Origin of the sequence: Desulfobotulus pelophilus (genome assembly GCF_026155325.1) — a bacterium.
In the GTDB taxonomy this organism is placed as follows: Bacteria; Desulfobacterota; Desulfobacteria; order Desulfobacterales; family ASO4-4; genus Desulfobotulus; species Desulfobotulus pelophilus.
This window is the reverse complement of the sequence record NZ_JAPFPW010000001.1, coordinates 73,300-100,030: the sequence shown is the minus strand read 5'-3', so window position 1 is coordinate 100,030 and position 26,731 is coordinate 73,300. Positions and strand designations below refer to the sequence as shown.

Annotated in this window: 38 protein-coding genes and 3 tRNA genes; all 41 read right to left on the bottom strand. The window is 50.0% G+C overall.

The window, feature by feature from the left end:
• Nucleotides 1-55: 55 nt before the first annotated feature.
• Nucleotides 56-448, bottom strand: coding sequence for a 30S ribosomal protein S11 (gene rpsK, locus OOT00_RS00510; protein ID WP_265423327.1), 393 nt, complete (start codon nt 446-448; stop codon nt 56-58).
• Between the two features lie 20 nt (nt 449-468).
• On the bottom strand, nt 469-837 hold the full coding sequence (gene rpsM, locus OOT00_RS00505; protein WP_265423326.1) for a 30S ribosomal protein S13: 369 nt from the start codon (nt 835-837) through the stop codon (nt 469-471).
• Between the two features lie 11 nt (nt 838-848).
• The gene (rpmJ, locus tag OOT00_RS00500; RefSeq protein ID WP_144684866.1) at nt 849-962 is read right to left on the bottom strand and encodes a 50S ribosomal protein L36; all 114 of its coding nucleotides are present in this window, start codon (nt 960-962) and stop codon (nt 849-851) included.
• 29 nt (nt 963-991) lie between these two features.
• Nucleotides 992-1,210 (bottom strand): translation initiation factor IF-1, encoded by a 219-nt coding sequence (gene infA, locus OOT00_RS00495; protein WP_139448003.1) that lies wholly within the window; start codon nt 1,208-1,210, stop codon nt 992-994.
• Between the two features lie 124 nt (nt 1,211-1,334).
• Nucleotides 1,335-2,654 carry a preprotein translocase subunit SecY gene (gene secY / locus OOT00_RS00490; RefSeq protein WP_265423325.1) on the bottom strand — a complete coding sequence of 440 codons (1,320 nt, stop codon included), beginning with the start codon at nt 2,652-2,654 and terminating at the stop codon, nt 1,335-1,337.
• Nucleotides 2,655-2,661: 7 nt separating this feature from the next.
• Entirely contained in the window at nt 2,662-3,102 is a 441-nt protein-coding gene (rplO, locus tag OOT00_RS00485; protein WP_265423324.1) for a 50S ribosomal protein L15, read from the bottom strand.
• Between the two features lies 1 nt (nt 3,103).
• A complete protein-coding gene (rpmD, locus tag OOT00_RS00480) occupies nt 3,104-3,286 on the bottom strand; it encodes a 50S ribosomal protein L30 (protein ID WP_265423323.1) in 183 nt (60 codons plus the stop codon).
• 14 nt (nt 3,287-3,300) lie between these two features.
• A complete protein-coding gene (gene rpsE / locus OOT00_RS00475; protein WP_265423322.1) occupies nt 3,301-3,798 on the bottom strand; it encodes a 30S ribosomal protein S5 in 498 nt (165 codons plus the stop codon).
• Between the two features lie 17 nt (nt 3,799-3,815).
• Nucleotides 3,816-4,184: a 50S ribosomal protein L18 gene (gene rplR, locus OOT00_RS00470; protein ID WP_265423321.1), complete on the bottom strand. Its 369-nt coding sequence runs from the start codon at nt 4,182-4,184 to the stop codon at nt 3,816-3,818.
• 67 nt (nt 4,185-4,251) lie between these two features.
• Complete coding sequence (rplF, locus tag OOT00_RS00465; RefSeq protein WP_265423320.1) at nt 4,252-4,788, bottom strand: 50S ribosomal protein L6; 537 nt, start codon at nt 4,786-4,788, stop codon at nt 4,252-4,254.
• Nucleotides 4,789-4,804: 16 nt separating this feature from the next.
• Nucleotides 4,805-5,206 (bottom strand): 30S ribosomal protein S8, encoded by a 402-nt coding sequence (rpsH, locus tag OOT00_RS00460; RefSeq protein WP_265423319.1) that lies wholly within the window; start codon nt 5,204-5,206, stop codon nt 4,805-4,807.
• Nucleotides 5,207-5,254: 48 nt separating this feature from the next.
• The gene (locus OOT00_RS00455; RefSeq protein WP_139448017.1) at nt 5,255-5,440 is read right to left on the bottom strand and encodes a type Z 30S ribosomal protein S14; all 186 of its coding nucleotides are present in this window, start codon (nt 5,438-5,440) and stop codon (nt 5,255-5,257) included.
• Between the two features lie 35 nt (nt 5,441-5,475).
• Nucleotides 5,476-6,015, bottom strand: a complete 540-nt coding sequence (gene rplE, locus OOT00_RS00450) for a 50S ribosomal protein L5 (RefSeq protein WP_265423318.1) — start codon at nt 6,013-6,015, stop codon at nt 5,476-5,478.
• Between the two features lie 36 nt (nt 6,016-6,051).
• The gene (gene rplX / locus OOT00_RS00445; RefSeq protein ID WP_265423317.1) at nt 6,052-6,378 is read right to left on the bottom strand and encodes a 50S ribosomal protein L24; all 327 of its coding nucleotides are present in this window, start codon (nt 6,376-6,378) and stop codon (nt 6,052-6,054) included.
• Nucleotides 6,379-6,409: 31 nt separating this feature from the next.
• On the bottom strand, nt 6,410-6,778 hold the full coding sequence (gene rplN, locus OOT00_RS00440) for a 50S ribosomal protein L14 (protein WP_139448022.1): 369 nt from the start codon (nt 6,776-6,778) through the stop codon (nt 6,410-6,412).
• Between the two features lie 17 nt (nt 6,779-6,795).
• Nucleotides 6,796-7,053, bottom strand: coding sequence for a 30S ribosomal protein S17 (gene rpsQ, locus OOT00_RS00435; protein WP_265423316.1), 258 nt, complete (start codon nt 7,051-7,053; stop codon nt 6,796-6,798).
• Nucleotides 7,053-7,256, bottom strand: a complete 204-nt coding sequence (rpmC, locus tag OOT00_RS00430) for a 50S ribosomal protein L29 (RefSeq protein WP_265423315.1) — start codon at nt 7,254-7,256, stop codon at nt 7,053-7,055. The genes rpsQ and rpmC overlap by 1 nt, the downstream gene beginning before the upstream one ends.
• Nucleotides 7,253-7,669, bottom strand: coding sequence for a 50S ribosomal protein L16 (rplP, locus tag OOT00_RS00425; RefSeq protein WP_265423314.1), 417 nt, complete (start codon nt 7,667-7,669; stop codon nt 7,253-7,255). The genes rpmC and rplP overlap by 4 nt, the downstream gene beginning before the upstream one ends.
• 23 nt (nt 7,670-7,692) lie before the next feature.
• Nucleotides 7,693-8,349 carry a 30S ribosomal protein S3 gene (gene rpsC, locus OOT00_RS00420; protein ID WP_265423313.1) on the bottom strand — a complete coding sequence of 219 codons (657 nt, stop codon included), beginning with the start codon at nt 8,347-8,349 and terminating at the stop codon, nt 7,693-7,695.
• Nucleotides 8,350-8,362: 13 nt separating this feature from the next.
• Nucleotides 8,363-8,698, bottom strand: a complete 336-nt coding sequence (gene rplV, locus OOT00_RS00415; protein WP_265423312.1) for a 50S ribosomal protein L22 — start codon at nt 8,696-8,698, stop codon at nt 8,363-8,365.
• Between the two features lie 12 nt (nt 8,699-8,710).
• The gene (gene rpsS / locus OOT00_RS00410; protein WP_265423311.1) at nt 8,711-8,992 is read right to left on the bottom strand and encodes a 30S ribosomal protein S19; all 282 of its coding nucleotides are present in this window, start codon (nt 8,990-8,992) and stop codon (nt 8,711-8,713) included.
• 43 nt (nt 8,993-9,035) lie between these two features.
• Entirely contained in the window at nt 9,036-9,860 is an 825-nt protein-coding gene (rplB, locus tag OOT00_RS00405) for a 50S ribosomal protein L2 (RefSeq protein ID WP_265423310.1), read from the bottom strand.
• A gap of 14 nt (nt 9,861-9,874) precedes the next feature.
• Nucleotides 9,875-10,162, bottom strand: coding sequence for a 50S ribosomal protein L23 (gene rplW, locus OOT00_RS00400; RefSeq protein WP_265423309.1), 288 nt, complete (start codon nt 10,160-10,162; stop codon nt 9,875-9,877).
• On the bottom strand, nt 10,159-10,782 hold the full coding sequence (gene rplD, locus OOT00_RS00395; RefSeq protein WP_265423308.1) for a 50S ribosomal protein L4: 624 nt from the start codon (nt 10,780-10,782) through the stop codon (nt 10,159-10,161). Before rplD ends, rplW begins: the two co-directional genes overlap by 4 nt.
• Nucleotides 10,783-10,834: 52 nt before the next feature.
• The gene (gene rplC, locus OOT00_RS00390; RefSeq protein ID WP_265423307.1) at nt 10,835-11,467 is read right to left on the bottom strand and encodes a 50S ribosomal protein L3; all 633 of its coding nucleotides are present in this window, start codon (nt 11,465-11,467) and stop codon (nt 10,835-10,837) included.
• A 15-nt stretch (nt 11,468-11,482) separates the two neighbouring features.
• Nucleotides 11,483-11,791: a 30S ribosomal protein S10 gene (rpsJ, locus tag OOT00_RS00385; protein ID WP_265423306.1), complete on the bottom strand. Its 309-nt coding sequence runs from the start codon at nt 11,789-11,791 to the stop codon at nt 11,483-11,485.
• A gap of 192 nt (nt 11,792-11,983) precedes the next feature.
• The gene (rpsG, locus tag OOT00_RS00380) at nt 11,984-12,454 is read right to left on the bottom strand and encodes a 30S ribosomal protein S7 (RefSeq protein ID WP_265423305.1); all 471 of its coding nucleotides are present in this window, start codon (nt 12,452-12,454) and stop codon (nt 11,984-11,986) included.
• A 23-nt stretch (nt 12,455-12,477) separates the two neighbouring features.
• A complete protein-coding gene (gene rpsL, locus OOT00_RS00375; RefSeq protein WP_265423304.1) occupies nt 12,478-12,849 on the bottom strand; it encodes a 30S ribosomal protein S12 in 372 nt (123 codons plus the stop codon).
• 87 nt (nt 12,850-12,936) lie between these two features.
• Nucleotides 12,937-17,340 carry a DNA-directed RNA polymerase subunit beta' gene (rpoC, locus tag OOT00_RS00370; RefSeq protein WP_265423303.1) on the bottom strand — a complete coding sequence of 1,468 codons (4,404 nt, stop codon included), beginning with the start codon at nt 17,338-17,340 and terminating at the stop codon, nt 12,937-12,939.
• Between the two features lie 13 nt (nt 17,341-17,353).
• A complete protein-coding gene (gene rpoB, locus OOT00_RS00365) occupies nt 17,354-21,454 on the bottom strand; it encodes a DNA-directed RNA polymerase subunit beta (RefSeq protein WP_265423302.1) in 4,101 nt (1,366 codons plus the stop codon).
• A 123-nt stretch (nt 21,455-21,577) separates the two neighbouring features.
• Nucleotides 21,578-21,958, bottom strand: coding sequence for a 50S ribosomal protein L7/L12 (gene rplL / locus OOT00_RS00360; RefSeq protein WP_265423301.1), 381 nt, complete (start codon nt 21,956-21,958; stop codon nt 21,578-21,580).
• Between the two features lie 84 nt (nt 21,959-22,042).
• A complete protein-coding gene (rplJ, locus tag OOT00_RS00355; RefSeq protein ID WP_265423300.1) occupies nt 22,043-22,564 on the bottom strand; it encodes a 50S ribosomal protein L10 in 522 nt (173 codons plus the stop codon).
• A 198-nt stretch (nt 22,565-22,762) separates the two neighbouring features.
• Nucleotides 22,763-23,455 (bottom strand): 50S ribosomal protein L1, encoded by a 693-nt coding sequence (gene rplA / locus OOT00_RS00350; protein WP_265423299.1) that lies wholly within the window; start codon nt 23,453-23,455, stop codon nt 22,763-22,765.
• A gap of 18 nt (nt 23,456-23,473) precedes the next feature.
• On the bottom strand, nt 23,474-23,899 hold the full coding sequence (gene rplK / locus OOT00_RS00345; protein WP_265423298.1) for a 50S ribosomal protein L11: 426 nt from the start codon (nt 23,897-23,899) through the stop codon (nt 23,474-23,476).
• Between the two features lie 22 nt (nt 23,900-23,921).
• Nucleotides 23,922-24,452 (bottom strand): transcription termination/antitermination protein NusG, encoded by a 531-nt coding sequence (gene nusG / locus OOT00_RS00340; protein WP_265423297.1) that lies wholly within the window; start codon nt 24,450-24,452, stop codon nt 23,922-23,924.
• Between the two features lie 16 nt (nt 24,453-24,468).
• Complete coding sequence (gene secE, locus OOT00_RS00335; protein WP_265423296.1) at nt 24,469-24,855, bottom strand: preprotein translocase subunit SecE; 387 nt, start codon at nt 24,853-24,855, stop codon at nt 24,469-24,471.
• A gap of 51 nt (nt 24,856-24,906) precedes the next feature.
• A tRNA-Trp gene (locus OOT00_RS00330) sits at nt 24,907-24,983 on the bottom strand.
• A gap of 66 nt (nt 24,984-25,049) precedes the next feature.
• Nucleotides 25,050-25,199, bottom strand: coding sequence for a 50S ribosomal protein L33 (gene rpmG, locus OOT00_RS00325; RefSeq protein WP_139448063.1), 150 nt, complete (start codon nt 25,197-25,199; stop codon nt 25,050-25,052).
• 15 nt (nt 25,200-25,214) lie between these two features.
• Entirely contained in the window at nt 25,215-26,408 is a 1,194-nt protein-coding gene (gene tuf, locus OOT00_RS00320) for an elongation factor Tu (RefSeq protein ID WP_265423295.1), read from the bottom strand.
• 111 nt (nt 26,409-26,519) lie between these two features.
• Nucleotides 26,520-26,596, bottom strand: a tRNA-Thr gene (locus OOT00_RS00315).
• 52 nt (nt 26,597-26,648) lie between these two features.
• A tRNA-Gly gene (locus tag OOT00_RS00310) sits at nt 26,649-26,724 on the bottom strand.
• Nucleotides 26,725-26,731: the final 7 nt, after the last annotated feature.

Genomic DNA, 26,731 nt, shown 5'->3' with positions numbered 1-26,731 from the left:
TACGCTACTATGGATTACCGATACCCGCCTGTGGCGTTGCGGTATGTTAACAAAACTATACCCGACGACGTTTGGGCGGACGGCAGCCGTTATGGGGAACCGGAGTGACATCTTTTATCATGGTCACGGTAAAGCCTGTTCCTTGAATGGCGCGCAAAGCGGATTCACGGCCTGAACCTGGCCCCTTCACGTAAATCTCCACATTCCGCATACCGTGCTCCTGGGCTTTTTTTGCCGCATCTTCAGCAGCCATCTGGGCAGCAAAGGGCGTGCTCTTACGAGACCCCTTAAACCCCATGGCTCCAGAGGAAGACCAGGAAACTACCCCGCCCGCCGTATCGGAAATCGTTACAATGGTGTTGTTAAATGTAGACTGTATATGCACAACACCCGTCGAAATATTCTTTTTAACTTTTTTTGTCTTTTTAGCAGAACGTGCTTTAGCCATAATCTAATCCTGTCTCCTGCTTACTTTTTCTTCTTGATGGCGGCTCTTCTCGGGCCTTTACGCGTCCGGGCATTTGTCCGGGTACGCTGTCCGTGCACAGGCAGTCCCCTGCGGTGACGCAGGCCCCTGTAGCAACCAAGATCCATGAGTCTCTTGATGTTCATGGAAACTTCAGACCGAAGCTCCCCTTCCACCTTAAACTCCCCGTCAATCGCTTTGCGGATGCCGTTTATTTCGTCATCCGTCAAGGCATCGACCTTAGTGGAACCATCAAGTCCCAAGCTACCGACTATTCTAGATGCACTGGTTCTGCCGATACCATAAATATAGGTCAAAGCGATATCAACACGCTTCTTTCTGGGAAGATCCACACCTGCAATTCGAGCCAAAGTATCCCCCTTTACCCCTGCCGCTGTTTATGCCGCTTGTTTTCACAAATAACACGTACCACGCCCTTGCGCTTCACGACTTTGCATTTAGTGCAAATCTTTTTAACTGAAGCCCTGACTTTCATGGCTAGCTCCTCATTTCTTAAACCAAATCCTATTTGGATCGGTAGGTGATCCGCCCCCGAGTCAAATCATATGGAGACAACTCAACCGTCACCTTATCACCAGGCAGAATCTTAATAAAATGCATACGCATCTTCCCGGAGATGTGTGCTAAAATCTCATGTCCGTTTTCGAGGCGCACGCGAAACATCGCATTAGGCAAGGTTTCAACTACTTCGCCCTGCACCTTGATTGCATCTTCCTTGGCCATTGAACCTCCTGGGTATTCGGATGGAATACCCGTGTCATGCAAAGACCCGAAAATATAGCACCGCACGGTGTCCGAGTCTATACTTATTTCCCTGCTGCCTTTTCGGGGCAGCAGGGAAAACCTGTTATCCGCGCCGCCCCCGGATTTTGCCTGTCTTCTTGTTCAAAAAACCTTCGTAGTTCCTGGTGATCATATGGGATTCCATCTGGGAAACCGTATCCAGAGAAACCGCCACAACAATCAGCAGGGCTGTACCGCCAAAATAGAAAGGCACATTAAACTGGGTAATGAGTATGGAAGGAAGAACACATACCGCAGACACATAAGCCGCTCCACTGAGCGTCAGACGAGTCAGCACCCTGTCTATAAAATCCGAGGTCCTTTTTCCCGGGCGGATTCCCGGTATGTAGCCCCCATTTTTTCTCATGTTTTCTGCCACATCCACGGGGTTAAATACAATAGCTGTGTAAAAGAAACAAAAGAAAAAAATAAAGGCTACAAAAACTATCTCGTACAAAAATCCTCCGGGATGAAGAGAATCCATGACCCCCCGCATCGCCGGCATATCAATAAACGTGGCTATTGTAGCCGGAAACATAATGATGGAAGAGGCAAAAATAGGCGGAATGACACCAGCCGTATTCACCTTGAGTGGCAGATGAGAAGTCTGACCACCATACATTTTGTTACCGACAACTCTTTTTGCATAATGCACGGGTATCCGCCGCTGTCCCTGCTCCACAAAAATAATGAAGCCCACAACAGCTACCATCATAACGATCAGAAATACAACCAGAAAGACACTCATCTCTCCGGTTTTCATCAGTCGGAAGGTATTTCCCATGGCAGAGGGTAAGCCGGCTACAATACCAGCAAAAATTACCAGAGAGATACCGTTACCAATACCTTTTTCCGTTATCTGCTCACCCAGCCACATAATAAAAGCCGTGCCGGAAGTCAGGGTAATAACCGTCATTAAACGAAAACCCCAGCCAGGATCCAGCACAACAGCACCACCGCCGGGCGCTGTCATACTTTCAAGACCGATACTGATACCAAGGCCCTGAATAACACTCAGAACGATTGTTCCGTATCGTGTGTACTGGGTTATTTTACGGCGGCCCTGTTCTCCCTCTTTTTTCAATCGCTCAAGGTGGGGAACTGCCACAGTAAGCAGCTGCAGGATAATTGAAGCGCTGATATAGGGCATGATTCCGAGGGCAAAGACCGACAGTTGTTCCAAGGCCCCGCCGGAAAACATGTCAAACATGGCAAAAAGGGTACCCTCTGTGCGAGCAAAAAGCGCAGCCAGAGCTTCCCTGTCTATGCCAGGCGTGGGTACATGCACGCCGATGCGATACACAACCAGCATCATCAGAGCAAACAGTACCCGTCGTTTTAATTCAGGAACCCTGAAAATATTCTGAAAGCCACTACCCATCATAAGTCATTTACCCTTCAACTTTGCCACCCGCCGCCACGACTTTTGCCTTGGCAGCCTGGCTGATCCGGGACACCTGTATGGTCAGAGGGACAGAGATGTCTCCTTTTGCAAGAAGTTTTACCCCGTCATACACCTGCTTAACCACGCCTGCCTGAAGAAGTGTCGCTTCGTCCACAAGAGAGCCCGCTTCAAATTTTGACAGATCCGAAAGATTGACAACAGCAAACTGGGTTTTAAAAATGCTTGTAAAACCGCGTTTGGGAAGACGACGATGCAAAGGCATCTGCCCACCTTCAAAGCCCGCACGTACCTTACCACCGGACCTTGAATTCTGACCATTGTAACCTCGCCCAGCCGTTGTGCCATTGCCGGAAGCCACACCGCGGCCCTTACGCTTACGCTTACGGGTCGAGCCTTCTGCCGGAGAAAGTTCATAGAGTTTTACCATCTTACACCTCCTCCACTTTCACCATATGGGCAATTTTGGTAATCATACCCTGTATAGCAGGATTGGCATCAAGGATGACTGTACTGTTCATTTTTGTCAGCCCCATTGCCCGCAGCACTTTACGCTGTTTTTCCGGCTTACCTACCAGACTCCGCACTAACTGAATATTAAGCTTGGTTCCCATTACGATATTCCCCCTTACAGATCTTCAATCCGCAGCCCCCGCCTTCTGGCGATCTGGGCCGGGCTTTCCAGTCTGCTTAGTCCCTCAATGGTTGCTTTTACCATATTGTGAGGATTGTTGGACCCAAGGCATTTGGTCAAAATATCCTTAACGCCGACAGCCTCAAGTACGGCACGAACGGGTCCGCCGGCTATAAGGCCGGTACCTTCTGAGGCCGGCTTGAGCAACACACGACCTGCCCCGAATTTGCCAACCACTTCAAAGGGAACGGAACCTTCTGCAGTCAAAGGAATTTTCACCATATTTTTCTTGGCCTGCTCAACACCCTTGCGGATGGCTTCGGGGACTTCCCCTGCTTTGCCAAGACCCCATCCCACTTTGCCTTCACCATCTCCGACAACAACAATGGCGCTAAAACTGAACCGACGGCCGCCCTTGACTACCTTGGCAACGCGGTTGATATACACAACCTTGTCGATATACTGTTTTTCACCCGTGTCTTTTTTAAACAAGGCACAGCCTCCTTACCTTAAAATTCCAGACCCGCTTCTCTGGCACCATCGGCCACCGCTTTCACCCGGCCATGATAAATAAAACCATTCCGGTCAAAGACCACCTGGCTCACCCCACCGGCCACTGCTCGCTCTGCTACTTTTTTGCCGATAGCTTTGGCCTGCTCCAGCTTGACCCCTGCGCTCTCTTCAGAACTCAGGATATCTTTTTCTGCACTGGATGCGGAAAACAGTGTGCGCCCCTCAATATCATCTATGATCTGTGCGTATATATGCCGGGCACTTCTGAAAACGCATAATCTCGGACGCGCTGTGCTTCCCCGGACTTTCTTACGAATACGGATTTTTCTTTTCAGCCGCGTCGCTTTTTTGGAATTGCTGCTCATTCCCTCAATCCTCTTTGGTTTCGAAACGTCCCACTACGGCCCCTTTGGGCCTGGGCTCGATCCGTCTTTACTTGGCGGATTTACCAGCCTTACGAATAATATGTTCATCCGCATACTTGATTCCCTTGCCTTTGTAAGGCTCAGGGGGGCGAACGGCCCGAATTTCCGCTGCAACCTGGCCAACCTGCTGCTTATCAATACCGGAAACCGTAATGTCGTTATTTTTCTCAACAGAAAGACTGATTCCATTCGGGACTGGATAGCCCACTGGATTGGAATAGCCCACAAACAAAGTCAAAACATCGCTTTTCAGTTCGGCTCTGTAGCCAATACCGTTAATCTGAAGGACCTTCTTAAAGCCATCGCTTACACCCGTAACCATATTGGCAACCAGTGCACGGGTCATTCCCTGAAACGCAACGGACTGACGGTCATCGGAAAGGGGAACCACATTGATGACCCCATCCTGAATTTCCAGATCCACTGAAGGATGAATTTCCCGGGCAAGCTTTCCAAGCGGACCTTCGATACCTACGGTTCGGTTGGTGTAGTTGACGGTGACCTTGGATGGAACCTGGATCGGTTTTTTCCCAATTCTTGACATGATCTCTCCTCGACTCCTACCAGACGTTGCAGAGCACTTCGCCGCCCACATTCTCGGTTCTGGCCTGCTTGTCGGTGAGAATTCCCCTAGAGGTGGAAAGAATTGATATGCCAAGTCCGTTGAGAACGGGCTTAATCTCACCAGCCTTTGCATAGGTCCGACAACTGGGCTTGCTCACGCGGTCAATGCCATAAATCACATGCTTCTGGCTATCAGTGTATTTCAGATAAACCCGAAGTATGCCCTGTTTGCCATCATCAACTTTCTTAAAATTCCTGATATACCCCTGCTCTTTAAGAACCCTTGCGAGCTCCAGCTTAATTGAAGAGCTGGGCATGTCCACACTGGCGAACTTTGCTTTTCCGCCATTTCTTATGCGGGTCAGCATATCCGCGATGGGATCTATGATTGCTGCCATTTATTTATCTCCGTTTTCGTCCCTTGATTCCGCTCCATGAGCCACCTTCTACCAGCTGGATTTGGTCACACCGGGCAATAAGCCTTCAGATGCCATCTTCCGAAAACAGATACGGCACAGACCAAATTTGCGAAGAAAGGCTCTGGGGCGACCACAAACAGGGCAGCGGTTATACGCGCGGACCTGAAATTTGGGCTTACGATTTGCTTTTGCGATCAAAGATTTCTTGGCCACTTTTTTCCTCCTAAATTACCCACGGGAACGTGGCATCAGTTCCGGAAGGGCATCCCCATGAGCCGGAGCAGCTCCTTGGCTTCCCCATTGGTTTTGGCGGACGTCACGATACACACGTTCAGCCCCTTGACTTTATCAATCTTATCATAGTCAATTTCCGGAAAAATGATCTGTTCCCGAATACCGAGCGTATAGTTGCCATTACCGTCAAAAGCCTTACCGGAAACCCCCTTAAAATCCCTCACTCGGGGCAGAGCCGCATTCAGCAGACGAGCCAGAAAATCATACATCCGCCCCTGACGGAGCGTCACAGTGCAGCCGATGGGCATTCCTTCTCGGAGCTTAAAGGCGGCAATGGATTTTTTAGCTCTTGTAATAACAGGTTTCTGGCCGGAAATCCGTGCCAGCTCTTCAGCAGCGGAATCCAGAATTTTACTATTATGGATGGCTTCACCCAGTCCCATATTCAGAACCACTTTTTCAATACGGGGAACCTGCATGGGATTCTTGTACTGAAAAGCCTCCATCAGCTGAGGAGCAATCTCCTCTTGGTACTTCTTCTTCAAATACGACATTCAAACCTCCGGCACGATCCTGAGTCATCCGCCCGGTTACGCATCGATGTTTTCATTGCATTTTTTGCATACGCGCACTTTTTTGCCGTTTTCCAGCATCTGAATGCTAATGCGGGAAGACTTCATGCAGTGATTGCACATCAGCATAACATTGGACAGATGAATCGGAGCCTCCTGTTCGATGATCCCGCCCTGCCGGTTTTTCATATCCGGCTTAACGTGGCGTTTCACCTTATTGATGTTCTCTACGATCACCCGGTTATCCTTACGGATCACCTTGAGGACCTTGCCGATCTTACCTTCATCTTTACCGGCAACGATCTTGACTTTATCTTCTTTTTTTATATGCGTTTTTACCATCATTTTGGACTCGATTCTCCTTACGGCCAGCCGGTTAGAGGACCTCGGGCGCCAGGGAGACAATCTTCATAAAACGCTTTGCGCGCAGCTCACGCGCTACAGGTCCGAAGATACGGGTGCCGATGGGTTCTCTGTTGTTGTTAATCAAGACAGCGGAATTATCATCAAAGCGGATTTTTGATCCGTCCGGTCGGGATATCTCCTTGGATGTCCTTACGATCACTGCCTTCTGCACATCCCCCTTTTTTACTTTTGAATTGGGGATTGCTTCTTTGACAGATACCACAATAACATCACCGATGCCGGCATAGCGCCGCTTAGATCCTCCGAGAACCTTAATACAGTATACTTCCTTGGCTCCGGAATTGTCTGCCACCGTAAGTCTGCTTTCAGCCTGAATCATGGCGATCTTTCCTTATATCAAGCCGTTTTATCGACAATTTTACTGACACGCCAATGTTTGCTCTTGCTCATGGGGCGGCTTTCCGTGATTACTACACGGTCCCCTGTCTTGCAGGCGTTTTCCTCGTCATGGGCCGCATACTTTTTATGCGATTTCACATACTTTTTATACAGTTTGTGCTTGATTACCCGCTCAACCCGGACAACTACGGTCTTATCCATTTTGTCCGAGACAACGACACCAAGCTGCTGTCGTTTCATTCCACGCTCATTCATTACGCATCCTGCCCTTTGGATTTCCGTTCCTGGATCACCGTCATGGCGCGAGCAATCCCTCTTTTTATCAGCCTGAGGGATGCCGTATTATCGAGCTGTGCCGTCGCATGACGGAAGCGCAGGTTCATGTGTTCCTGCCTGAAATCTTTCAGTTTTGCCTCAAGCTCTTTCACGCCAAGCGATCTCAATTCACTTACTTTCATTGCCAATCGCCTCTTTCTACGAACCGGGTTTTAACCGGAAGTTTGTAGGACGCCAGACGTAAGGCCTCCATGGCTTTCTCCCGGGGCACTCCTTCCATTTCATAAAGAATACGTCCGGGCTTGACTACAGCCACCCAGCTATCATGGGGGCCTTTCCCTTTACCCATACGAACTTCAGCAGGCTTCTTTGTGATGGGCTTGTCCGGAAAAATCCGAATCCACATCTTCCCGCCACGCCGGACATGGCGGGTCATGGCGATACGTGCGGATTCAATCTGACGGGAGTTGATATAGCCACACTCAAGGGCCTGCAGGCCGAACTCTCCGAAACTCAAAGTTGCTCCGCGCTGAGCTGCGCCCTTCATTCTGCCACGCTGCTGTTTCCGGAACTTAAATCTCTTGGGACTCAGCATGTCTCATAAACTCCTGAAGCGACCTACCGAGCGGCAGCCGCCTGAACTTTGTCCTTGCTCAGTACTTCGCCTTTGAAGATAAATACCTTCACACCAATCTGTCCGTATGTTGTCTTGGCTTCGGCGAAACCGTAATCAATATCCGCCCGCAGTGTATGCAGGGGAATACGTCCCTCTTTATACCACTCCGTCCGGGCCATTTCTGCGCCCCCAAGGCGGCCTGCACAAATAATCTTCACACCCTCCGCGCCAAAACGCATGGCGGAAGAAACGCCTCTTTTCATTGCACGACGGAAGGCCACACGCCTCTCCAGCTGCTGGGCAACACTTTCTGCCACCAGCTGTGCATCCAACTCAGGCTTACGTACTTCCTGAATATCAATCAGGACTTCCTGTGAAATCACCTTGCCCAGATCTTTTTTCAGCTGAGCGATTTCCGCTCCCTTTTTCCCGATCACAATTCCGGGGCGTGCCGTAAAAATTCGCAGGCGTACGCGTTTGTTGGAACGTTCAATTTCAATTTTTGATACGCCGGCATGTCCCAGACGCTTTTTCAGAAAAGTACGGATTTTAAAATCTTCATAAATAAAGTCCGCATAATTCTTCTTAGCATACCAGCGGGAATCCCAGGTTCTAATGACTCCCAATCTCAGTCCAGTCGGATTAACTTTCTGACCCAACCTCTCCTCCTTCCTAGGCCGTCTTCTCGGCAACGATGACCGTGATATGGCTGGTCCGTTTCAGAATCCGGGAACCCCTTCCGCGAGCACGGGGGCGGAATCTTTTGAGGGATGGTCCCTGGTCTACAAATACATTTTTCACATAAAGGGAGTCGACGTCGATTTCCTGCTGATCCGCATTGGCCACAGCAGACTTGAGCGTTTTTCCCAGAATCCCGGCAGCTTTCTGCGGCATAAAATGCAACACATTAATCCCCGCATCCACCGGCTTCCCTTTAACAGCATCGATGATCATGCGTACTTTCTGGGGAGAGATGCGTGCATATCGGGTAACTGCTTTAACCTCCATCTCCGCCATCCTTTACTTCCTCATTTTGGATTTTTTATCCGCAGCATGACCATAGTAAGTCCGCGTAGGTGAAAACTCACCAAGCTTGTGCCCCACCATGTTCTCCGAGATAAAAACCGGAATAAACTTCTTGCCGTTATGAACAGCCAGCGTAAGGCCGACCATTTCGGGAAGAATGGTTGAGCGCCGGGACCAGGTTTTAATAACCTTGTTACTTCTGGCTTCCTGCGCCGTAACTACTTTTCTAAAAAGACTCTGATCCACAAACGGACCTTTTTTCAGCGACCGAGGCATGAAAAATCTCCCTGTGCACCGGCATCACACCGGTGTTAGACGGTTATTTGGAACGCCGTCGTACAATGTACTTGTCGGTGGCCTTGTTCTTACGGGTTCTGTAGCCCTTTGTGGGTTTGCCCCAGGGAGTACAGGGATGACGCCCACCGGAAGAACGGCCTTCACCACCACCCATGGGATGATCCACGGGGTTCATGGCCACACCACGCACGCTGGGCCGAACACCCATCCAGCGTTTTCGCCCGGCTTTTCCCAGAGAAAGGTTGGCGTGTTCTTTATTGCCAAGCTCACCGATGGTGGCTTTGCAACGCAGAAGGACCATACGGACCTCTCCTGAAGGAAGCTTCACAAGGGCGTAGCCGTCTTCTTTTGCCATAAGCTGAGCGGAGGCACCGGCTGCCCGGACAATCTGACCGCCTTTGCCCATTTTTAGCTCAATATTATGGATATGGGTACCCAAGGGAATATTGGCTAGTGGAAGCGTGTTGCCAGGGCGGATATCCGCTGCTTCACCAGCCTGAACCGTGTCTCCCACCTTAAGATTGAACGGGGCAAGTATATAACGCTTCTCACCGTCTGCATAGTGAAGAAGAGCAATGCGCGCCGATCTGTTGGGATCGTATTCAATGGCCGCAACTTTAGCCGGAATATTTTCCTTGTCCCTTTTGAAATCTACAATACGATAATGCCGTCTGTGTCCGCCACCCCGGTGCCGACAGGTTATACGTCCATTGACGTTCCGGCCACCGCTCTTCTTGAGGGTACGCAGCAGACTTTTTTCAGGCGTGGTTTTGGTAATCTCGTCAAACGCAGAATACTCCTGACTTCTGCGACCCGCCGATGTAGGCTTTACTTTCTTAATTGCCATTGGATGCCCTCTGCTTATACGCCGTCAAAAAATTCGATTTTCTCCCCAGGCATTAACGTGGCAATCGCTTTTTTCCAATCTTTCCGCTTGCCTACAATTCTGCCACGCTGCTTCACTTTGCCTTTAATATTCAGGATGTGAACGGACAGAATTTTAACGTTAAAAACCGTCTCGATAGCTTTCTTCACTTCGATACGATTTGCCTCAGGAGCCACCTCGAAGGTAACCTTGTTGCCTTCTTCGAGAAGGATGTTGGTTTTTTCCGTGTTCAGGGGACGAATGAGAATGTCATGGGTATTCATAATGCGAACCTCCCTTCGATACTCTGAACCGATGACGGCACTAACAGGAGGTCATCATAGCGAAGAATATCATAGACATTAAGCCCCTCTGACTTCAGAACCTTCACACCCGGGATGTTCCGTGCGGACAATTCCAGATTCCGATTTTCCTCACTGATAACGATGAGAGTTTTTCGGGTTTTCAAGGCTTCCATTACCGAAACGAAATTTTTAGTTTTGATTCCGTCCAGTGAAAGGTCATCCAGCACCTTAACATTGTCATTCTTCAGCTTGCTGCTAAGCGCCATCTTCAGAGCCAGCTGCCTGATCTTCTTGGGCAGGCTGTACGCATAGGACCTGGGGTGCGGGCCAAAGACCACTCCGCCTCCTCTCAGCAGGGGTGACTTGATATCTCCCCGACGCGCACGACCGGTTCCCTTCTGACGAAACAGCTTCCGGGTAGAACCCTTGATATCGGACCGGTTTTTTACACACGCAGTCCCTGCCCGCCTTGTTGCCAGCTGCATTTTCACAACCTCATGCAGCACAGCAGGCTTCACTTCCACATTAAAGACGCTATCCGAAAGTTCCAATTCGGAAACTTTCTCGCCTTTTTGATTCCAAACATCAACGACAGCCATGGTGTTTCCTCATCATATCCAAACGCCGCAGTCCCGACGCACCGGACGGAAGCTATTTCTGGTATTTCCGCTTCTTGATCTCGAGGATTCCGGTTTTATGACCGGGGACTGCGCCCTTGATCAGGAGGAGATTATCCTCGGGGCGGATATCTACTATCTGAAGGTTTCTGGCCGTTTTACGCTCTACTCCCATGTGACCGGGCATTTTCTTGCCTTTCACAATACGGGAGGGCCATGCCGAACATCCTACAGAACCGGGTTCACGAACATTATGGGAACCATGGGTTACCGGTCCACGATGAAAACCGTGGCGCTTTACGGTACCAGCAAACCCCTTACCCTGAGTGGTCCCAACCACATCCACAAGATCCCCAACCTTGAAGAGGTCTACCGTGACCTCCTGGCCCAGCGTGAACTGAGTAGGATCTTCCACTGCAAACTCTTTCACCACAGAAAAGCAATGCTCTCCTGCTTTGGCAAAATGCCCTTTCATGGGCTTGTTCACACGCTGCTCTTTTTTAGGGCCATAGGCTACTTGCAGCGCATTGTACCCATCGGTTTCAACAGTTTTAATCTGGGTAACAACACAGGGACCGGCCTGGACGACGGTAACGGGAATGCTGTTCCCATCCTGGTTAAAAATCCTGGTCATCCCCAGCTTTTTTGCGATCAGTCCTTTGCACATGATCCAAGCTTCCTCTTACAGTTTGATCTCCACGTCTACGCCGGGAGACAGATCCAACTTCATCAAAGCATCGACCGTCTGCTGGGTCGGCTCCAGAATGTCAAGCATGCGCTTGTGAGTCCGGACCTCAAACTGCTCCCGGGACTTCTTGTTGACATGGGGAGACCGAAGAACACAAAACTTGTTTATGCTCGTCGGAAGCGGAATCGGGCCGACTATCTTGGCACCGGTCTTCTTAGCGGTATCCACGATATCCAGCGCAGACTGATCCAGCAACTTGTGATCGTAGGCCCGCAGCCTGATTCTGATTTTCGCGTTCATCATAGTATCAAATTTTCCATTGGTTTCTCTGTTAGCCTGCCATTGGCAACGCTACGGCAACTCCAGCCTGTCTTTTCTTCATTTCATGCGGAGTGTACCCAACCATTGCCCGCGGATCGAACTCTTACTCTTCGCGCCGGTCTGTCATATCGTTATTCTTTCAAGAATCCCGGCTATTCCGCTTACAGCTGCCGACTACCAGCGGTAATGGGCAAAGGCCTTGTTCGCTTCAGCCATACGGTGGGTGTCTTCACGCTTCTTTACAGAAGCACCACGCTTGTTGGCCGCATCCAGGAACTCGGCCGCCAGACGGCTGGCCATGGTTTTTTCACTCCGCGCGCGGGAGTAGGTGATCAACCACCGAATGGCAAGAGCCGTACGACGCTTAGGACGAACATCCGTCGGCACCTGATAGGAAGCCCCCCCTACCCTGCGGGATTTTACTTCCAGCATCGGCTTTACATTTTCCAACGCTTTTTCAAAGGTTTCCAGCGGAAGCTCGCCGCTTTTTTCAGCCAGAATATCAAAGGCATCATAGAGGATGGCTTCTGCTGTACTTTTTTTTCCATCCCGCATCAGCTTATTAATGAACTGACTCATGAGGACGCTGCCATACTTTGCGTCCGGAATAACTTTCCTCTCCGGAACTTCTCTTCTTCTGGGCATTCCCTATACTCTCTCTTTTCTCGTCACTTGGGTTTTTTAGCACCGTACAGAGACCGGCTCTTCTTCCGGTCCGCAACACCCAGGGTGTCCAGTGCCCCACGAACGATGGAATAGCGCACACCTGGAAGGTCTTTTACACGGCCGCCTGCAACAAGCACAACAGAGTGCTCCTGAAGGTTATGACCAATACCGGGAATGTAGGCTGTCACCTCAACTCCGGTGGTCAACCGGACCCTTGCCACTTTCCGAAGGGCTGAGTTCGGCTTCTTCGGTGTTGTGGTATAGACACGGGTACAGACCCCCCGCTTCTGCGGCCCGCCCTTCAGTGCTGGCGTACTGATCTTGCTGATCATACGCTTCCGCCCCTTGCGAACGAGCTGGTTAATGGTTGGCATTTTTTTATACTCTCCTTTCCAATGGACCCAAACACCATTACGACAAAATGTTTATTTTTATACATACATATTAAACTTGTCAATAACCTATTCTTCTTCTGCCATAGCAACAATATCTTCCAGGACCCGGATTTCCAGATTACGGTACTCGTCAACCCCTGTCCCTGCTGGAATCAGGCGACCCATAATTACGTTCTCCTTAAGCCCACGCAGGGCATCTGTTTTTGCCCTTATCGCTGCTTCAGTCAGAACTTTGGTGGTTTCCTGGAAGGATGCAGCTGAAATAAAACTTTCCGTCGACAGAGAAGCCTTCGTGATACCAAGAATCAGAGGCTCCCCCTGCGCAGGCATTCCACCTTTTGCCACCACATCCCGGTTCACATTTTCAAACACCTGACGGTCAATCTGCTCTTCAAGAATAAAGTCCGTATCACCCACATCTACAATTTTAACCATGCGCATCATCTGCCGGACAATCACTTCAATGTGCTTGTCATGGATACGCACGCCTTGCAGACGATAAACTTCCTGCACTTCGTCCACAAGGTATGCAGCAAGCGCAATTTCACCCTTAATGTTCAGAATGTCCTGAGGATTCACAGAACCACCGCAAAGCTGCTCTCCTGCTCGTACATAGTCACCATCATACACATTGATATGCTTACCTCGTGGAATCAGATACTCACATTTTTCTCCCACATCCACCGGCTTGATGGTGACCTTCTGCTTACCCTTGGTCCCCTTGGATATGGTCACGTAACCATCAATTTCACTCAGAACGGCTGTTTCTTTAGGCTTTCTGACTTCGAACAACTCCGCTACCCTGGGAAGACCACCTGTAATATCCTTGGTTTTAGTGGTGGCACGAGGAAGTTTGGCGAGAATATCTCCAGCACGAACCTCATCGCCTTCCTCGACCATCATAACGGCCCCGATGGGGAGAAAGTAGCGGGCCATACCGGAGCCCGTCGGCAGCACAGCCGTTTTACCACTTTCATCACGGATGGAAATACGGGGGCGAATATCCGCCAGTTTGGATTCGATGATTGTTCGGCTGGCCTTGCCAGTTACGGGGTCCACCTGCTCCTGCATGGTCTTTCCGGAATAAATATCCGCATATTTTACAACACCGGGTACTTCCGTAATAATGGGCGTTGTAAAAGGATCCCAGGCAGCCAGCAGATCTCCGGGCTTTACCCTCTGCCCATCCTCAACCTTGACGGTAGCACCATAAATAACCCGATGACGCTCCAGCTCTCGCCCCGTGTCACCCACGATGGCAAACTCACCACCACGGCGATTCATGACCACGCGATTCCCTTCTGCATTGGCCACCACCTGAATGCCGTCAAAGCGGACAACACCCTCCATGCGGGCTTTCAGGTCGGCCTGCTCCACCCGACGGGAAGCCGTTCCACCGATATGAAAGGTACGCATGGTCAGCTGAGTGCCTGGTTCTCCGATACTCTGTGCGGCAATTATACCCACCGCCTGCCCAACTTCTACAGGCAGCCCGTAGGCAAGATCCCGGCCATAGCAACGGGCACAGACACCCCTGTCGGCACGACAGGTAAGTACAGACCGTATTTTTATACTGTTAATCCCTGCATTTTCAATTGTTTCAAGAACCTTTTCATCTATTTCAACGTTAGCGGGAACAATGGCATCATCCGTAAAAGGATCGAGGACATCTTCAAGGGTAACACGGCCAAGCACCCTCTCCCCGAGACGCTGGATAACTTCTCCGCCTTCGGTGAGAGCCTGGACCTCAATACCATGTACGGATCCACAGTCCGTCTCCGTAACGGCACAGTCCTGCGCAACATCGGCCAAACGACGGGTAAGATAGCCGGAGTTGGCCGTCTTCAGAGCCGTGTCCGCAAGACCTTTACGGGCACCATGGGTGGAGATGAAGTACTGAAGAACCGTCAGTCCTTCCCGGAAGTTGGCAGTGATGGGAGTTTCGATGATTTCGCCGGAGGGTTTGGCCATAAGACCACGCATACCAGCCAGCTGACGCATCTGGTCCTTAGAACCTCGGGCGCCGGAGTCCGCCATCATGAAGATGGCATTCATGCGCTCGACAGCGCCTTCCTCAGCATGCTCGTGCCGTTTGGTCTTTTTCATTCCCTCCATCATGGAGTTGGCTATATCATCCGTTCCTTTGGCCCAGATATCGACTATCTTATTATATTTCTCACCCTGGGTAATCAGGCCTTCGGTATACTGACGATTAATTTCCGTCACTTTTTCCTCAGCCTTTTTGAGAATATCCCACTTATCTTCCGGAATGATCATGTCATCAATGCCAACGGAAAGGCCGCCCTGGGTGGAAATCCCGTAACCCAGATCCTTAAGCCGATCGGCAAGAATAACCGTACCCTTGGGACCAAGGTTTCTGTAGGCGTAATCCACTAGTTTACGGATCGTACTCTTATCCATGACTTTGTTCACTACGGAAAAGGGGATCTCCATCTGCCGTTCAAGCACTTCAAAGAAGTGGAATCTTCCGCCTTCTTCCATGGCCCCGCTCAAAAACCCAGGTTCCATGGCGAAGAGTTTCTGCACGGCCTCACCTTTCAGGGCAAAAATACGCGTAAATTCTTTAGGGTCAAGGAATCCGATATAGGCATTATGATAGACATCCGCACTCTTGGAATACTGTTGAGCGATCTCCGTAAACCGGGCTCCGCCCTCCAGGGCTTTAGCCACCCTATCACGGTCTTCCGGTGTAGTAACCATGATGTGGTTAAAACTCGACACCATACCATCAGGTATCAGCTCCCAGAGAAGAACGCGCCCGGTTGTGGTTTCAACACGCGAACCATCTTTCAGGCGTACCGTGACGGCTGCATGCATATCCACTTCACCGGCATCAAAGGCCTGTCGTACCTCCGTCACGTTAGCAAAACAGGCACCTTCGCCCCTAACACCCGCTATTTTCTGGGTCAGGTAATACAGCCCCAGAACAATGTCCTGAGTCGGTATAATTATGGGCTCCCCATTGGCAGGGCTTAAGATGTTATTGCTCGCCAGCATCAGTACGCGGGCTTCAATATGGGCTTCTACGGAAAGAGGCAGGTGGACGGCCATCTGGTCCCCGTCAAAATCTGCGTTAAATGCCGTACAGACCAGGGGATGCAAGCGTATGGCTTTCCCTTCAATCAGGACAGGCTCAAAGGCCTGAAGCCCCAGACGGTGAAGGGTTGGAGCACGGTTGAGCATCACTGGATATTCCTTGACCACTTCATCAAGGGTATCCCACACCTCCGGCGTCTCTCTTTCCACCATCTTTTTAGCACTCTTGACCGTAGAGACCAGGCCCTTCTGCTCAAGATGATGATAGATAAAAGGCTTAAACAGCTCCAGAGCCATCTTTTTGGGAAGACCACACTGGTGAAGCCGAAGATTCGGCCCAACAACAATTACGGATCGACCTGAATAATCCACACGTTTGCCGAGAAGGTTCTGCCGGAAACGACCCTGCTTGCCTTTAAGGGTATCGGAAAGTGATTTCAGAGGGCGCTTGTTGGTACCCGTAACCACACGACCATGCCGTCCGTTATCAAACAGAACATCCACGGCTTCCTGCAGCATTCGCTTCTCGTTCCGAACAATAATATCAGGAGCCTTAAGATCCATCAAACGTTTCAGGCGGTTGTTCCTGTTAATCACCCTGCGATACAGATCATTCAGGTCGGAAGTAGCAAACCGTCCGCCTTCGAGCGGAACCAGAGGCCGCAGATCCGGAGGCAGCACGGGAATTGCCTCCATAATCATCCATACGGGGTTCACTCCGGAATTACGGAAGGCATCCACAATGCGCAGCCGCTTCGATAATTTCTGACGTTTGGCTACAGAAGCAGTTGCCGCAATATCTTCACGCAGCTGATGAAATACCGTTTCCAGATCCAGGGTTTCCAAAAGGCGTTGAATGGCTTCCGCACCGATTCCAGCTTCAAAGGCACTGGCACCATAAAGATCCTGAGCTTCGTAATATTTCTCATCCGAAAGCATCTGAAGCCGCGCCAGGCCGGTCTCTTTGGGATCAATCACTACATAGGAATCGAAATACAGTACTTTCTCAAGACTTTTCAACGTAATGTCCAGAAGATTCCCTATCTTGCTGGGAAGACTCTTCAGAAACCAGATATGCGCCACAGGACAGGCCAGTTCAATATGAGCCATGCGATCCCTGCGTACCTTGGACTGAATGACTTCAACACCGCATTTTTCACAAACAACACCCCGGTGTTTCATACGTTTGTATTTGCCGCAGTTACACTCATAGTCTTTTGTAGGACCAAATATTTTAGCACAGAAGAGGCCATCCCGCTCCGGCTTGAAGGTGCGGTAATTGATGGTTTCAGGCTTGGTAATCTCACCAAAGGACCAGTCCCTTATCGTCTGGGGAGAAGCGAGGGAAATCTGAACACCCGAATATTTCCTCGGGTCCGTCGGCTTGGCAAAAAAATCGTACAGAGTTTCCAAGGGTCCCTCCTCCTTATGCGCCTTCGATCAGGTTGACATCAAGGCCCAGTGCCTGAAGCTCTTTCGTGAGCACCCGGAACGATTCCGGCAGCCCGGGCTCCAGCACGTTCTGTCCCTTGACTATTTTCTCATACATGCGTGTCCTGCCCGCCATGTCATCGGATTTTACCGTGATAAACTCCTGAAGTGCATGGGCAGCACCATAAGCTTCCATGGCCCAGACTTCCATTTCTCCGAGACGCTGACCACCGAACTGGGCTTTACCCCCAAGCGGCTGCTGGGTCACCAGAGAGTAAGGGCCAATGGAACGGGCATGCAGTTTATCGTCAACCAGATGGTGCAGTTTCAACATATACATTGTTCCCACGGTAATGGGCCCGTCAAAAGCTTCTCCTGTCCGGCCGTCATAAAGCGTAGCCTGACCCGAGGTGCTGACACCAGCCTCGGAAAGAAGTCCCTTGATCTCCGCTTCCTGTGCGCCGTCAAAAACAGGAGTGGCCATATGAACACCCCGCCTGTAACGGGCTGCCAAATTCAGCACCCCTTCATTATCCAGTTCAGCAAGACGCGTTTCCACTTCTTCCTGCCCCCTGAATATGCACCCCATTTTTTCCCGAAGAGCTGCCGTATCTTTCTTTCCGAGCATCTCTTCCACCTGATTACCCAAGCAACGTGCAGCGCGGCCAAGATGAATTTCAAGTATCTGCCCAACGTTCATACGCGATGGTACCCCAAGAGGGTTAAGAACCATGTCAACCGGCGTTCCATCTTCAAAGTAGGGCAAATCTTCCACAGGCAGGATACGGGAAACAACACCCTTGTTTCCATGGCGTCCGGCCATTTTGTCTCCGACGGAAAGAATACGCTTCATAGCGACATAAATCTTGATCATCTTGATCACGCCCGGAGGGAGATCATCCCCCTTCTCGTATCGACTGACCTGCTCCTCAAAAACCTGACGTGAATTATCTATCTCGCTTCTCCACCGGTCAATTACGGCATGAACCCGTTCCGTAACAGCCGCATCTTCCACCACAAGGCCCTCAAGCTGTACAACGGAAAGGCCTTCCATGGCAGCCTGGTCAAGCTGTGTTCCTGCAGCCAGCAAAACTTTTTTGGCCTTACGCAGATCACTTTGAACAATCTGACCAGTCAGGAGAACACGGATTCTTTCAAGGGCAGCATCTTCAATAATAGCAATCCGGTCATCCCGGTCTTTTTCATACTGACGTATTTCTGCATCCTCGATGCTTCGTGTTCGCTCATCCTTATCCACGCCTCGACGGGAGAATACTTTTGCATCAATGACTACGCCCTCAACTCCGGGCGGTACACGCAGTGAGGTATCTTTGACATCTCCGGCCTTTTCACCGAAAATGGCCCGCAGTAATTTTTCTTCAGGGGAAAGCTGAGTTTCACCCTTAGGCGTAATTTTACCCACAAGGATATCCCCGGGGACAACTTCTGCTCCCAGGCGGATAATCCCGGAATCATCAAGATCCTTAAGAGCCTCTTCACCCACATTCGGAATATCCCGGGTTATCTCTTCCTTACCCAGCTTGGTATCCCGGGCAACCACCTCGAACTCCTCAATATGAATGGAGGTGAAAACGCCATTCTGCACCAGGCGCTCGCTGAGAAGAATCGAATCTTCAAAGTTGTACCCTCCCCATGGCATGAAAGCTACCGTGAGGTTTTTACCAAGAGCCAGTTCACCCTGCTCGGTTGAGGGACCATCCGCCAACACCTCACCTTTCACAACGGACTGTCCCAGCTGGACAATCGGCCTGTGATTAAAGCAGGTATTCTGATTGGAACGGGTAAATTTGGAAAGGTTAAAGATAGTCACCTGTTTATCCAGTGACTCATGCTCCTCCAGCTCATGTTTAATGACAATTCTGGAAGCATCCACATCCACCACCACTCCATCACGACCACACACAATGGCAACACCAGAATCGCGGGCAACAACACCTTCTATACCCGTTCCCACAAGGGGAGCTTCACTACGGGTCAGTGGTACGGCCTGACGCTGCATGTTGGATCCCATAAGGGCACGGTTGGCATCGTCATTTTCCAGAAAAGGGATTAGAGAGGCCGAAACGCTCACAAGCTGGTTGGGAGAAATATCCATCATCTCCACATCCCCCGCCGGAACCATCTGAAACTCTCCGGCTATTCTTGCCGTAACCTGGGTTTCAACATACCTTCCATCCTCGCCCACCACAGCATTTGCCTGGGCAATGGGATGCTCTTTTTCTTCAAAAGCCGACAGCATACGAACATCCTTGGAGACCTGCCCCTCGCGCACCATGCGATAAGGTGTTTCTATAAAACCGAAATCATTTACCCGGGCATAGGTGCACAAAGAAACAATCAGACCAATGTTCGGTCCTTCAGGAGTTTCAATGGGACAAATACGACCGTAATGCGATGGATGCACGTCACGCACCTCAAAACCGGCACGTTCGCGTGTAAGTCCACCCGGTCCCAGAGCAGACAATCTCCGTTTGTGGGTGGTTTCAGACAAAGGGTTAGTCTGATCCATAAACTGTGAAAGCTGACTGGTTCCAAAAAATTCTTTCACTACGGCCGATACAGGCTTGGGGTTTACCAAATCGTGGGGCATGAGAGTATCTACTTCCTGCATGCTCATCCGCTCTTTGATAGCCCTTTCCATGCGCACAAGGCCGATCCGGTACTGGTTTTCGAGCAGCTCCCCGACGGCCCTCACCCGGCGGTTCCCCAGATGATCAATATCATCCACAAGCCCTTGGGTATCACGGAGCTCCACCAGTGTTTTCGCCGTAAGCAGAATATCTTCTTTACGCAGGGTGCGTACATCAATATGGGTGTTAATTCCAAGCCGATGATTCATCTTTAAACGACCCACACCCGAAAAATCATAGTAGGCAGCCTTGAAGAAAAGGTGGTCAATAAACTCCAACGCCACCTCTGGAGTTGCCGGGTTCCCCGGCCGTAGTCTCCGGTAAATTTCAACGAGAGCTTCCTCCCGGGATACTGTTTTATCTGCAACAAGGGTTTTGCGTATACAATCCGCACTGTAGTTGGCGTCCACGAAGAGCAGCTCAAACTCGGCAACACCGCTTTCCAGCATACGTTCCAGAATTTCTTCTTCCAGCATATCGCCGGCTTTTACTATAATTTCAGCGGTTTCAGGATCCAGAATATCTGCTGCAACACCGCGGTCAAGGAGCTCTTCCGGGTTCACCTTAAGTTCTGTTACACCCAGCGTGCGCAATTGACGGATGGCCCTTTTCGTAAAGAAGCGGCCTTTGCGGACAATCACTTCTCCAGTATCAGGATCCAAAACATCTTCACTGGCCCTCTGACCCTTAAGGCTCTGTTCATTAAAAGCCTTAAAATACTCTGAGCCCCGAACCTCTATGCGTTCTTTTAAATAAAAATAAGATAAAAGGTCTTCGTTAGTATACCCAAAGGCCTTGAACAAAATGGTAACGGGAAACTTGCGGCGTCGGTCAATGCGGATATAGACAATGTCCTTAGGATCAATCTCCATATCAATCCAGGAACCGCGGACAGGAATAACCCTCGCCGTATAAATAATTTTTCCGCTTGAATGGGTCTTTCCTTTGTCATGGTCAAAGAAAACACCGCTGGACCGGTGCAGCTGGCTGACAACGACCCTTTCAGTACCGTTGATAATAAAGGTGCCCCGTGGGGTCATCAGCGGAACCGTACCGAAATAAATTTCCTGCTCCTTGATATCCCTTATGGTAGTGGTACCTGCATCTTTATCAGCGTCATACACCACAAGACGCACCCGAATACGCACGGATATTTCATAGGTCATTCCACGGTGTATACATTCGCTGACGGAATGTTTCACCTCACCAAAATCATAGGAAACAAATTCAAGGGAAGCGGTTCCCGTGAAATCCTTGATTGGAAAGACTGATTTAAAAACCGCCTGCAGACCTATGTCCCGACGTTGGTCCGGCGACACATCCATCTGCAGAAATCTTTCATAAGATTCGCGCTGCATCCCTATTAAATCCGGGATATCAATGATGGTGTGTTTTCCGCCGAAACGCTTTCTCACACGCTTGTTTGCCAGAGGGCTTCCGGACATGGCTTCTCCCCGATTGCTTACGCAACAGCGAAACAAGTCCGCGAGCAAGAGCCCACGGACTGCGTTCCGCAAAAGCGTTTATGTGAACGGATGGTGAAAACGACAGGACAAGACAGGAGTCGGCTACTTGAGCTCGACCTTTGCACCGGCTTCTTCAAGCTGGGCTTTGAACTTTTCAGCTTCTTCTTTGGCAATGCCTTCTTTGACTGGAGCAGGAGTACCTTCCACAAGGTCTTTGGCTTCTTTGAGGCCAAGGCCTGTAATGGCACGGACTTCCTTAATAACGTTAATTTTTTTGTCACCAGCGGCCACAAGTATAACGTCAAACTCTGTTTTCTCTTCAACAGGAGCAGCTGCTGCACCTGCAGGCATGGCTGCCATGGCAACGGGAGCGGCTGCAGACACACCAAATTTTTCTTCCAGTTCTTTCACAAGCTCAGAAAGCTCAAGAACGGTCATGTTAGCAATAAAATCGATTACATCCTGTTTGGTAATTTCAGCCATGGATCAAGCCTCCAAAAAACAAGCGTTTTTGTATAAATTCATATAATAAGAAATAAGAGTTTGTCTCTATCAACCAAGCGTAAATCAGGCGGCTTCCTTCTGGTCCTTGATGGCCGTCAGGACATTCACCAGACCACTGGGAACTGCATTGATAACTCGCACAAAACCTGTAGGAACAGCAATCATGGCAGACAGAACCTGAGCAAGGAGCTCTTCCCTGCTGGGCAACTCTGACAATGCTTTCAAGTCAGCAACAGTCAAAGGCTTTCCTTCCAGAACAGCCGCCCGGATTTCCAGCTTTTCATTAGCTTCTGCGAATTTTGTAAGAACCTTTGCAGGCAGGACAGGATCTGTTGAGCTATAGCAGATTGCACTGGGTCCCGTAAAGTGTTCTCGTAGAAGATCTGCACTTGTTCCTTCGGAAGCACGTCTCAGCAGTGTATTTTTCACTACATGGATTTCTGCACCAGCTTCGCGCAGTTCACGCCTGAGACTGGAAAGCTTCTCAACATTGAGACCTTCATAATCCGTAATGATAGTAATCTGTGCGCTGGCGAGACCTTCCTGCAGTTTCTGCACAATCGCTTCTTTTTCGGATAACTTCATTTCCTAACACCCCCTTTCTTTTAAATTTCATGGAGGTGCCGGCCAAACCCAAAACATGATCTGTCTCGGTAGGTCGGCAACGCCGTTTACACACTCCATGTGTACCTACTGTCTTGGACAGTAACCGAAATTTCCGGCTATGAAAAAGCAGGGAGGAATTTACATCCTCCCGTCATTTCACCTGAATACAGACAGTTTTTACTTAAGAGCAAGGGTATCAACTCGTACACCCCGGCCCATGGTTGTGGAGATAGCCATCCCACGAATATAGGCACCCTTGGCAGCAGAAGGCTTCAGCTTCTCGATACTATCAAGGAAAGCCCGAATATTTTCTTCCAGCTTTTCAGGACCAAAAGATTTTTTTCCCATCGGAGCATGGACGATACCTGCTTTTTCTACCCTGAAGTCTATCTTACCTGCTTTCAGCTCATTGACTGCGCGGGAGACATCAAAGGTAACGGTACCTGTTTTGGCATTCGGCATCAATCCGCGAGGACCGAGAAGCTTACCAATACGCCCAACAAAACCCATGGTATCCGGAGTGGCAACGGCTTTGTCAAAATCAAACCAGCCGCCCTGAATTTTTTCAACAAGATCTTCAAGGCCTACATAGTCTGCACCGGCTTCCTCAGCCTCTTTAGCTTTTTCGCCTTTGGCAAAAACCAGCACACGTACTTCTTTACCAAGCCCGTTGGGCAAAATGCATGTCCCTCGGACCATCTGATCTGCATGCCTTGGATCGACCCCAAGACGAACAGCCACATCAACGCTTTCATCAAATTTCACGTAGGTAGCATCAAGGGCAAGCTCTATACCTTCCCTTAAGGCAAATCGTTCTGTGAAATCACGACCTTTACCGGTCTCTAGATATTTTTTACCGCGCTTCGGCATCTTTGACGACTCCTTATTTTACTGAACGATCTCGATGCCCATACTTCTGGCAGTGCCGGCAACAATCCTCACGGCAGTATCCAGGTCATAAGCATTCAGATCCGGCATCTTGAGCTTGGCGATTTCCTCAACCTCATTCCGGCTGATCTTAGCCACCTTGTTCAGCTTCGGATTGCTGGAACCCGAATTTATTTTCGCGGCCTTTTTCAGGAGTACGGACGCTGGTGGCGTCTTGGTGATAAAGGTAAACGTACGATCCTGGTAGACTGTAATCACGACGGGGATAATCATTCCCACATCATTTTGTGTCCGTGCATTAAAGGCCTTGCAAAAGTCCATTATATTAACGCCATGCTGCCCCAGAGCCGGACCGATGGGGGGAGAGGGGTTCGCTTTCCCCGCAGAGACCTGGAGCTTGATTTGCGCCATCACTTTTTTTGCCATCTTGCTCTGTACTCCTTAACCCTTAAAGCTTGGTAACCTGTACGAACTCCAGCTCAACGGGAGTGGATCGGCCGAAAATACTTACAAAGACCTTGATCTTCCCTTTTTCCGGGTTGACCTCTTCAACTGTACCATTAAAGTTCGTGAAGGGTCCGTCAATCACCCGAATTTCATCGCCGGGTTCAAAATGATATTTTGGCTGCGGCTTCTGTTTTCCCGCTTCCATCCGCCGGAGGATCTGCTCAACTTCTGCATCGGTAATAGGTGATGGCTTATCCCGCCCACCAAGAAAACCAGTAACTTTTCCGGTATCCTTCACCAAATGCCAGGTCAGATCCGTCAAGGCCATCTGAACCAAAATATAACCGGGGTAAAACTTGCGGGAAGATTCTTTTCGCTCCCCCTTTACCAACTCCACCACAGTTTCCGTAGGAACTATAATCTCGCCAAAATACTCTTTCAGGGGGGAACTTGCAATCCGTTCTTCCAGAGAGTGCTTTACCTTACCCTCAAAGCCCGAATAGACATGCACAACATACCATCTCTTAACCATATGCCCCCCCATAAATTCAATTTAATGCCAGCTGGACCAGCCTGGTGAGGACAGCATCGGCAATCCCGAGAAAAAAGGATAATATAATCACCAAAACAATCACAACCCCTGTGGACGCCATCGCTTGCTTTCTTGACGGCCACACCACCTTGCCGAGCTCTGCTCGAGCCTCCTGAAAAAATTCAAGCCACCTGGCTACAGCCGTCTTCTTATCAGGCTTGGCAACCGAGCGGCTTCCGGAAGGGATTTTGGGTGCTTTCTCTGCCTGGGTGCTGACCTCACCCGATTTACGGGCGAGTATATCTCCAGCGGGGGACTCAGCATTTTCTTCCTGGCTGGCTTTCGCCTTCAACCTCGTCTTCTGAAGCTGCTTATCCGTCTTTTTTTTCAGTAAGCGTCCCATAGCACCTTGCCCCGTTTTTCAGCCATAAACACCAATTTGCACTTTTGAAGGTGGCAGGCCAGGAGGGACTCGAACCCCCAGCCTACGGATTTGGAGTCCGCCGCTCTACCAATTCGAGCTACTGGCCTGCAAAAAAGTCTGCCGACGACACAAACACTGTCGACAGACTTTTCATATCCATCAAAAAAAAGAACCTACTTAGTTTCTCTGTGCTTGGTGTGATGCTTGCAAAATCTGCAATATTTGCTGAACTCCAGTTTGTCCGGAGTGGTCCGCTTATTCTTGGTCGTAGTATAGTTGCGCTGCTTACACTCTGTGCAGTTCAGCGTTACAATGACTCTCACCGGACTCTCCTTGGATTAGGCAATAATTTCGGAAACAACGCCCGCACCTACAGTACGGCCACCTTCACGAATGGCGAATCTCAGCTCTTTTTCCATAGCAATGGGAGCTATCAGCTCAGCCGTAATGGTAACGTTATCACCAGGCATAATCATCTCAACGCCTTCCGGCAAATTCATAATACCGGTAACGTCTGTCGTTCGGAAGAAGAACTGGGGACGATATCCGCTAAAGAATGGAGTATGACGTCCACCCTCTTCCTTGGAAAGGATATATACTTCCGCCTTAAACTTCGTATGCGGGGTAATACTGCCGGGCTTGGCAACTACCTGACCACGCTCAACCTCATCACGCTTGGTACCGCGAAGAAGAAGGCCAACGTTGTCACCTGCACGACCTTCGTCCAGAAGCTTTCGGAACATCTCGACACCGGTACACACTGTTTTAATGGTGTCACGAAGTCCGACGATCTCTACGTTGTCGCCCGGCTTGACAATACCACGCTCTATACGACCAGTGACAACGGTCCCGCGACCTGAAATTGAAAACACGTCTTCCACAGGCATAAGGAAGGTTTTATCAACATCACGCTCCGGCTCCGGAATATAACTGTCAACGGAATCGAGAAGGTTCCAGATGCACTTGCAGTCTTCTGAGTCTGGATCATCAGACTCAAGAGCTTTCAAAGCAGAACCCCGGATGATGGGGGTGTCACTTCCCGGAAAGTCGTACTTGTCCAGCAGCTCCTGAAGCTCCATCTCAACAAGCTCGATAAGCTCCTCATCGTCCACCATATCACACTTGTTCAGAAACACTACGATACGGGGTACACCAACCTGCCGGGCAAGAAGAATATGCTCCCGGGTCTGCGGCATGGGACCATCGCTGGCAGAAACCACAAGAATCGCACCATCCATCTGCGCGGCACCCGTGATCATGTTTTTGATGTAGTCCGCATGCCCCGGGCAGTCCACGTGGGCGTAGTGACGGGAAACAGACTCATACTCCACATGGGAAGTAGAGATGGTAATACCGCGCTCACGCTCCTCGGGAGCTTTGTCGATATTATCATAGTCAACTTTCTGACCAAGACCTTTCATGGAACAGGTTTTGGTGATCGCTGCCGTCAGGGTAGTCTTACCGTGGTCGATATGCCCAATGGTCCCGACGTTCACATGCGGCTTCGTGCGCTCAAATTTTGCCTTAGCCATTATTCGCCTCCTAAAAAAACCTGCTTGATCGTTTTCTCCGAAGGATTGCGTCCGCCTCTACACACGACGTCGGACCCACTCGAAAACCTCAAATAAAAAATAAGCAACAAATGGAGCCCATGACCAGAATCGAACTGGTGAACCTCATCCTTACCAAGGATGCGCTCTACCAACTGAGCTACATGGGCACACGCTTATTGCCTTCAAAACATCAGGCCAAAGACACCTGATAGATTTAACTGGAGCGGGAGACGAGGTTCGAACTCGCGACATTCAGCTTGGAAGGCTGACGCTCTACCAACTGAGCTACTCCCGCCCAAAAG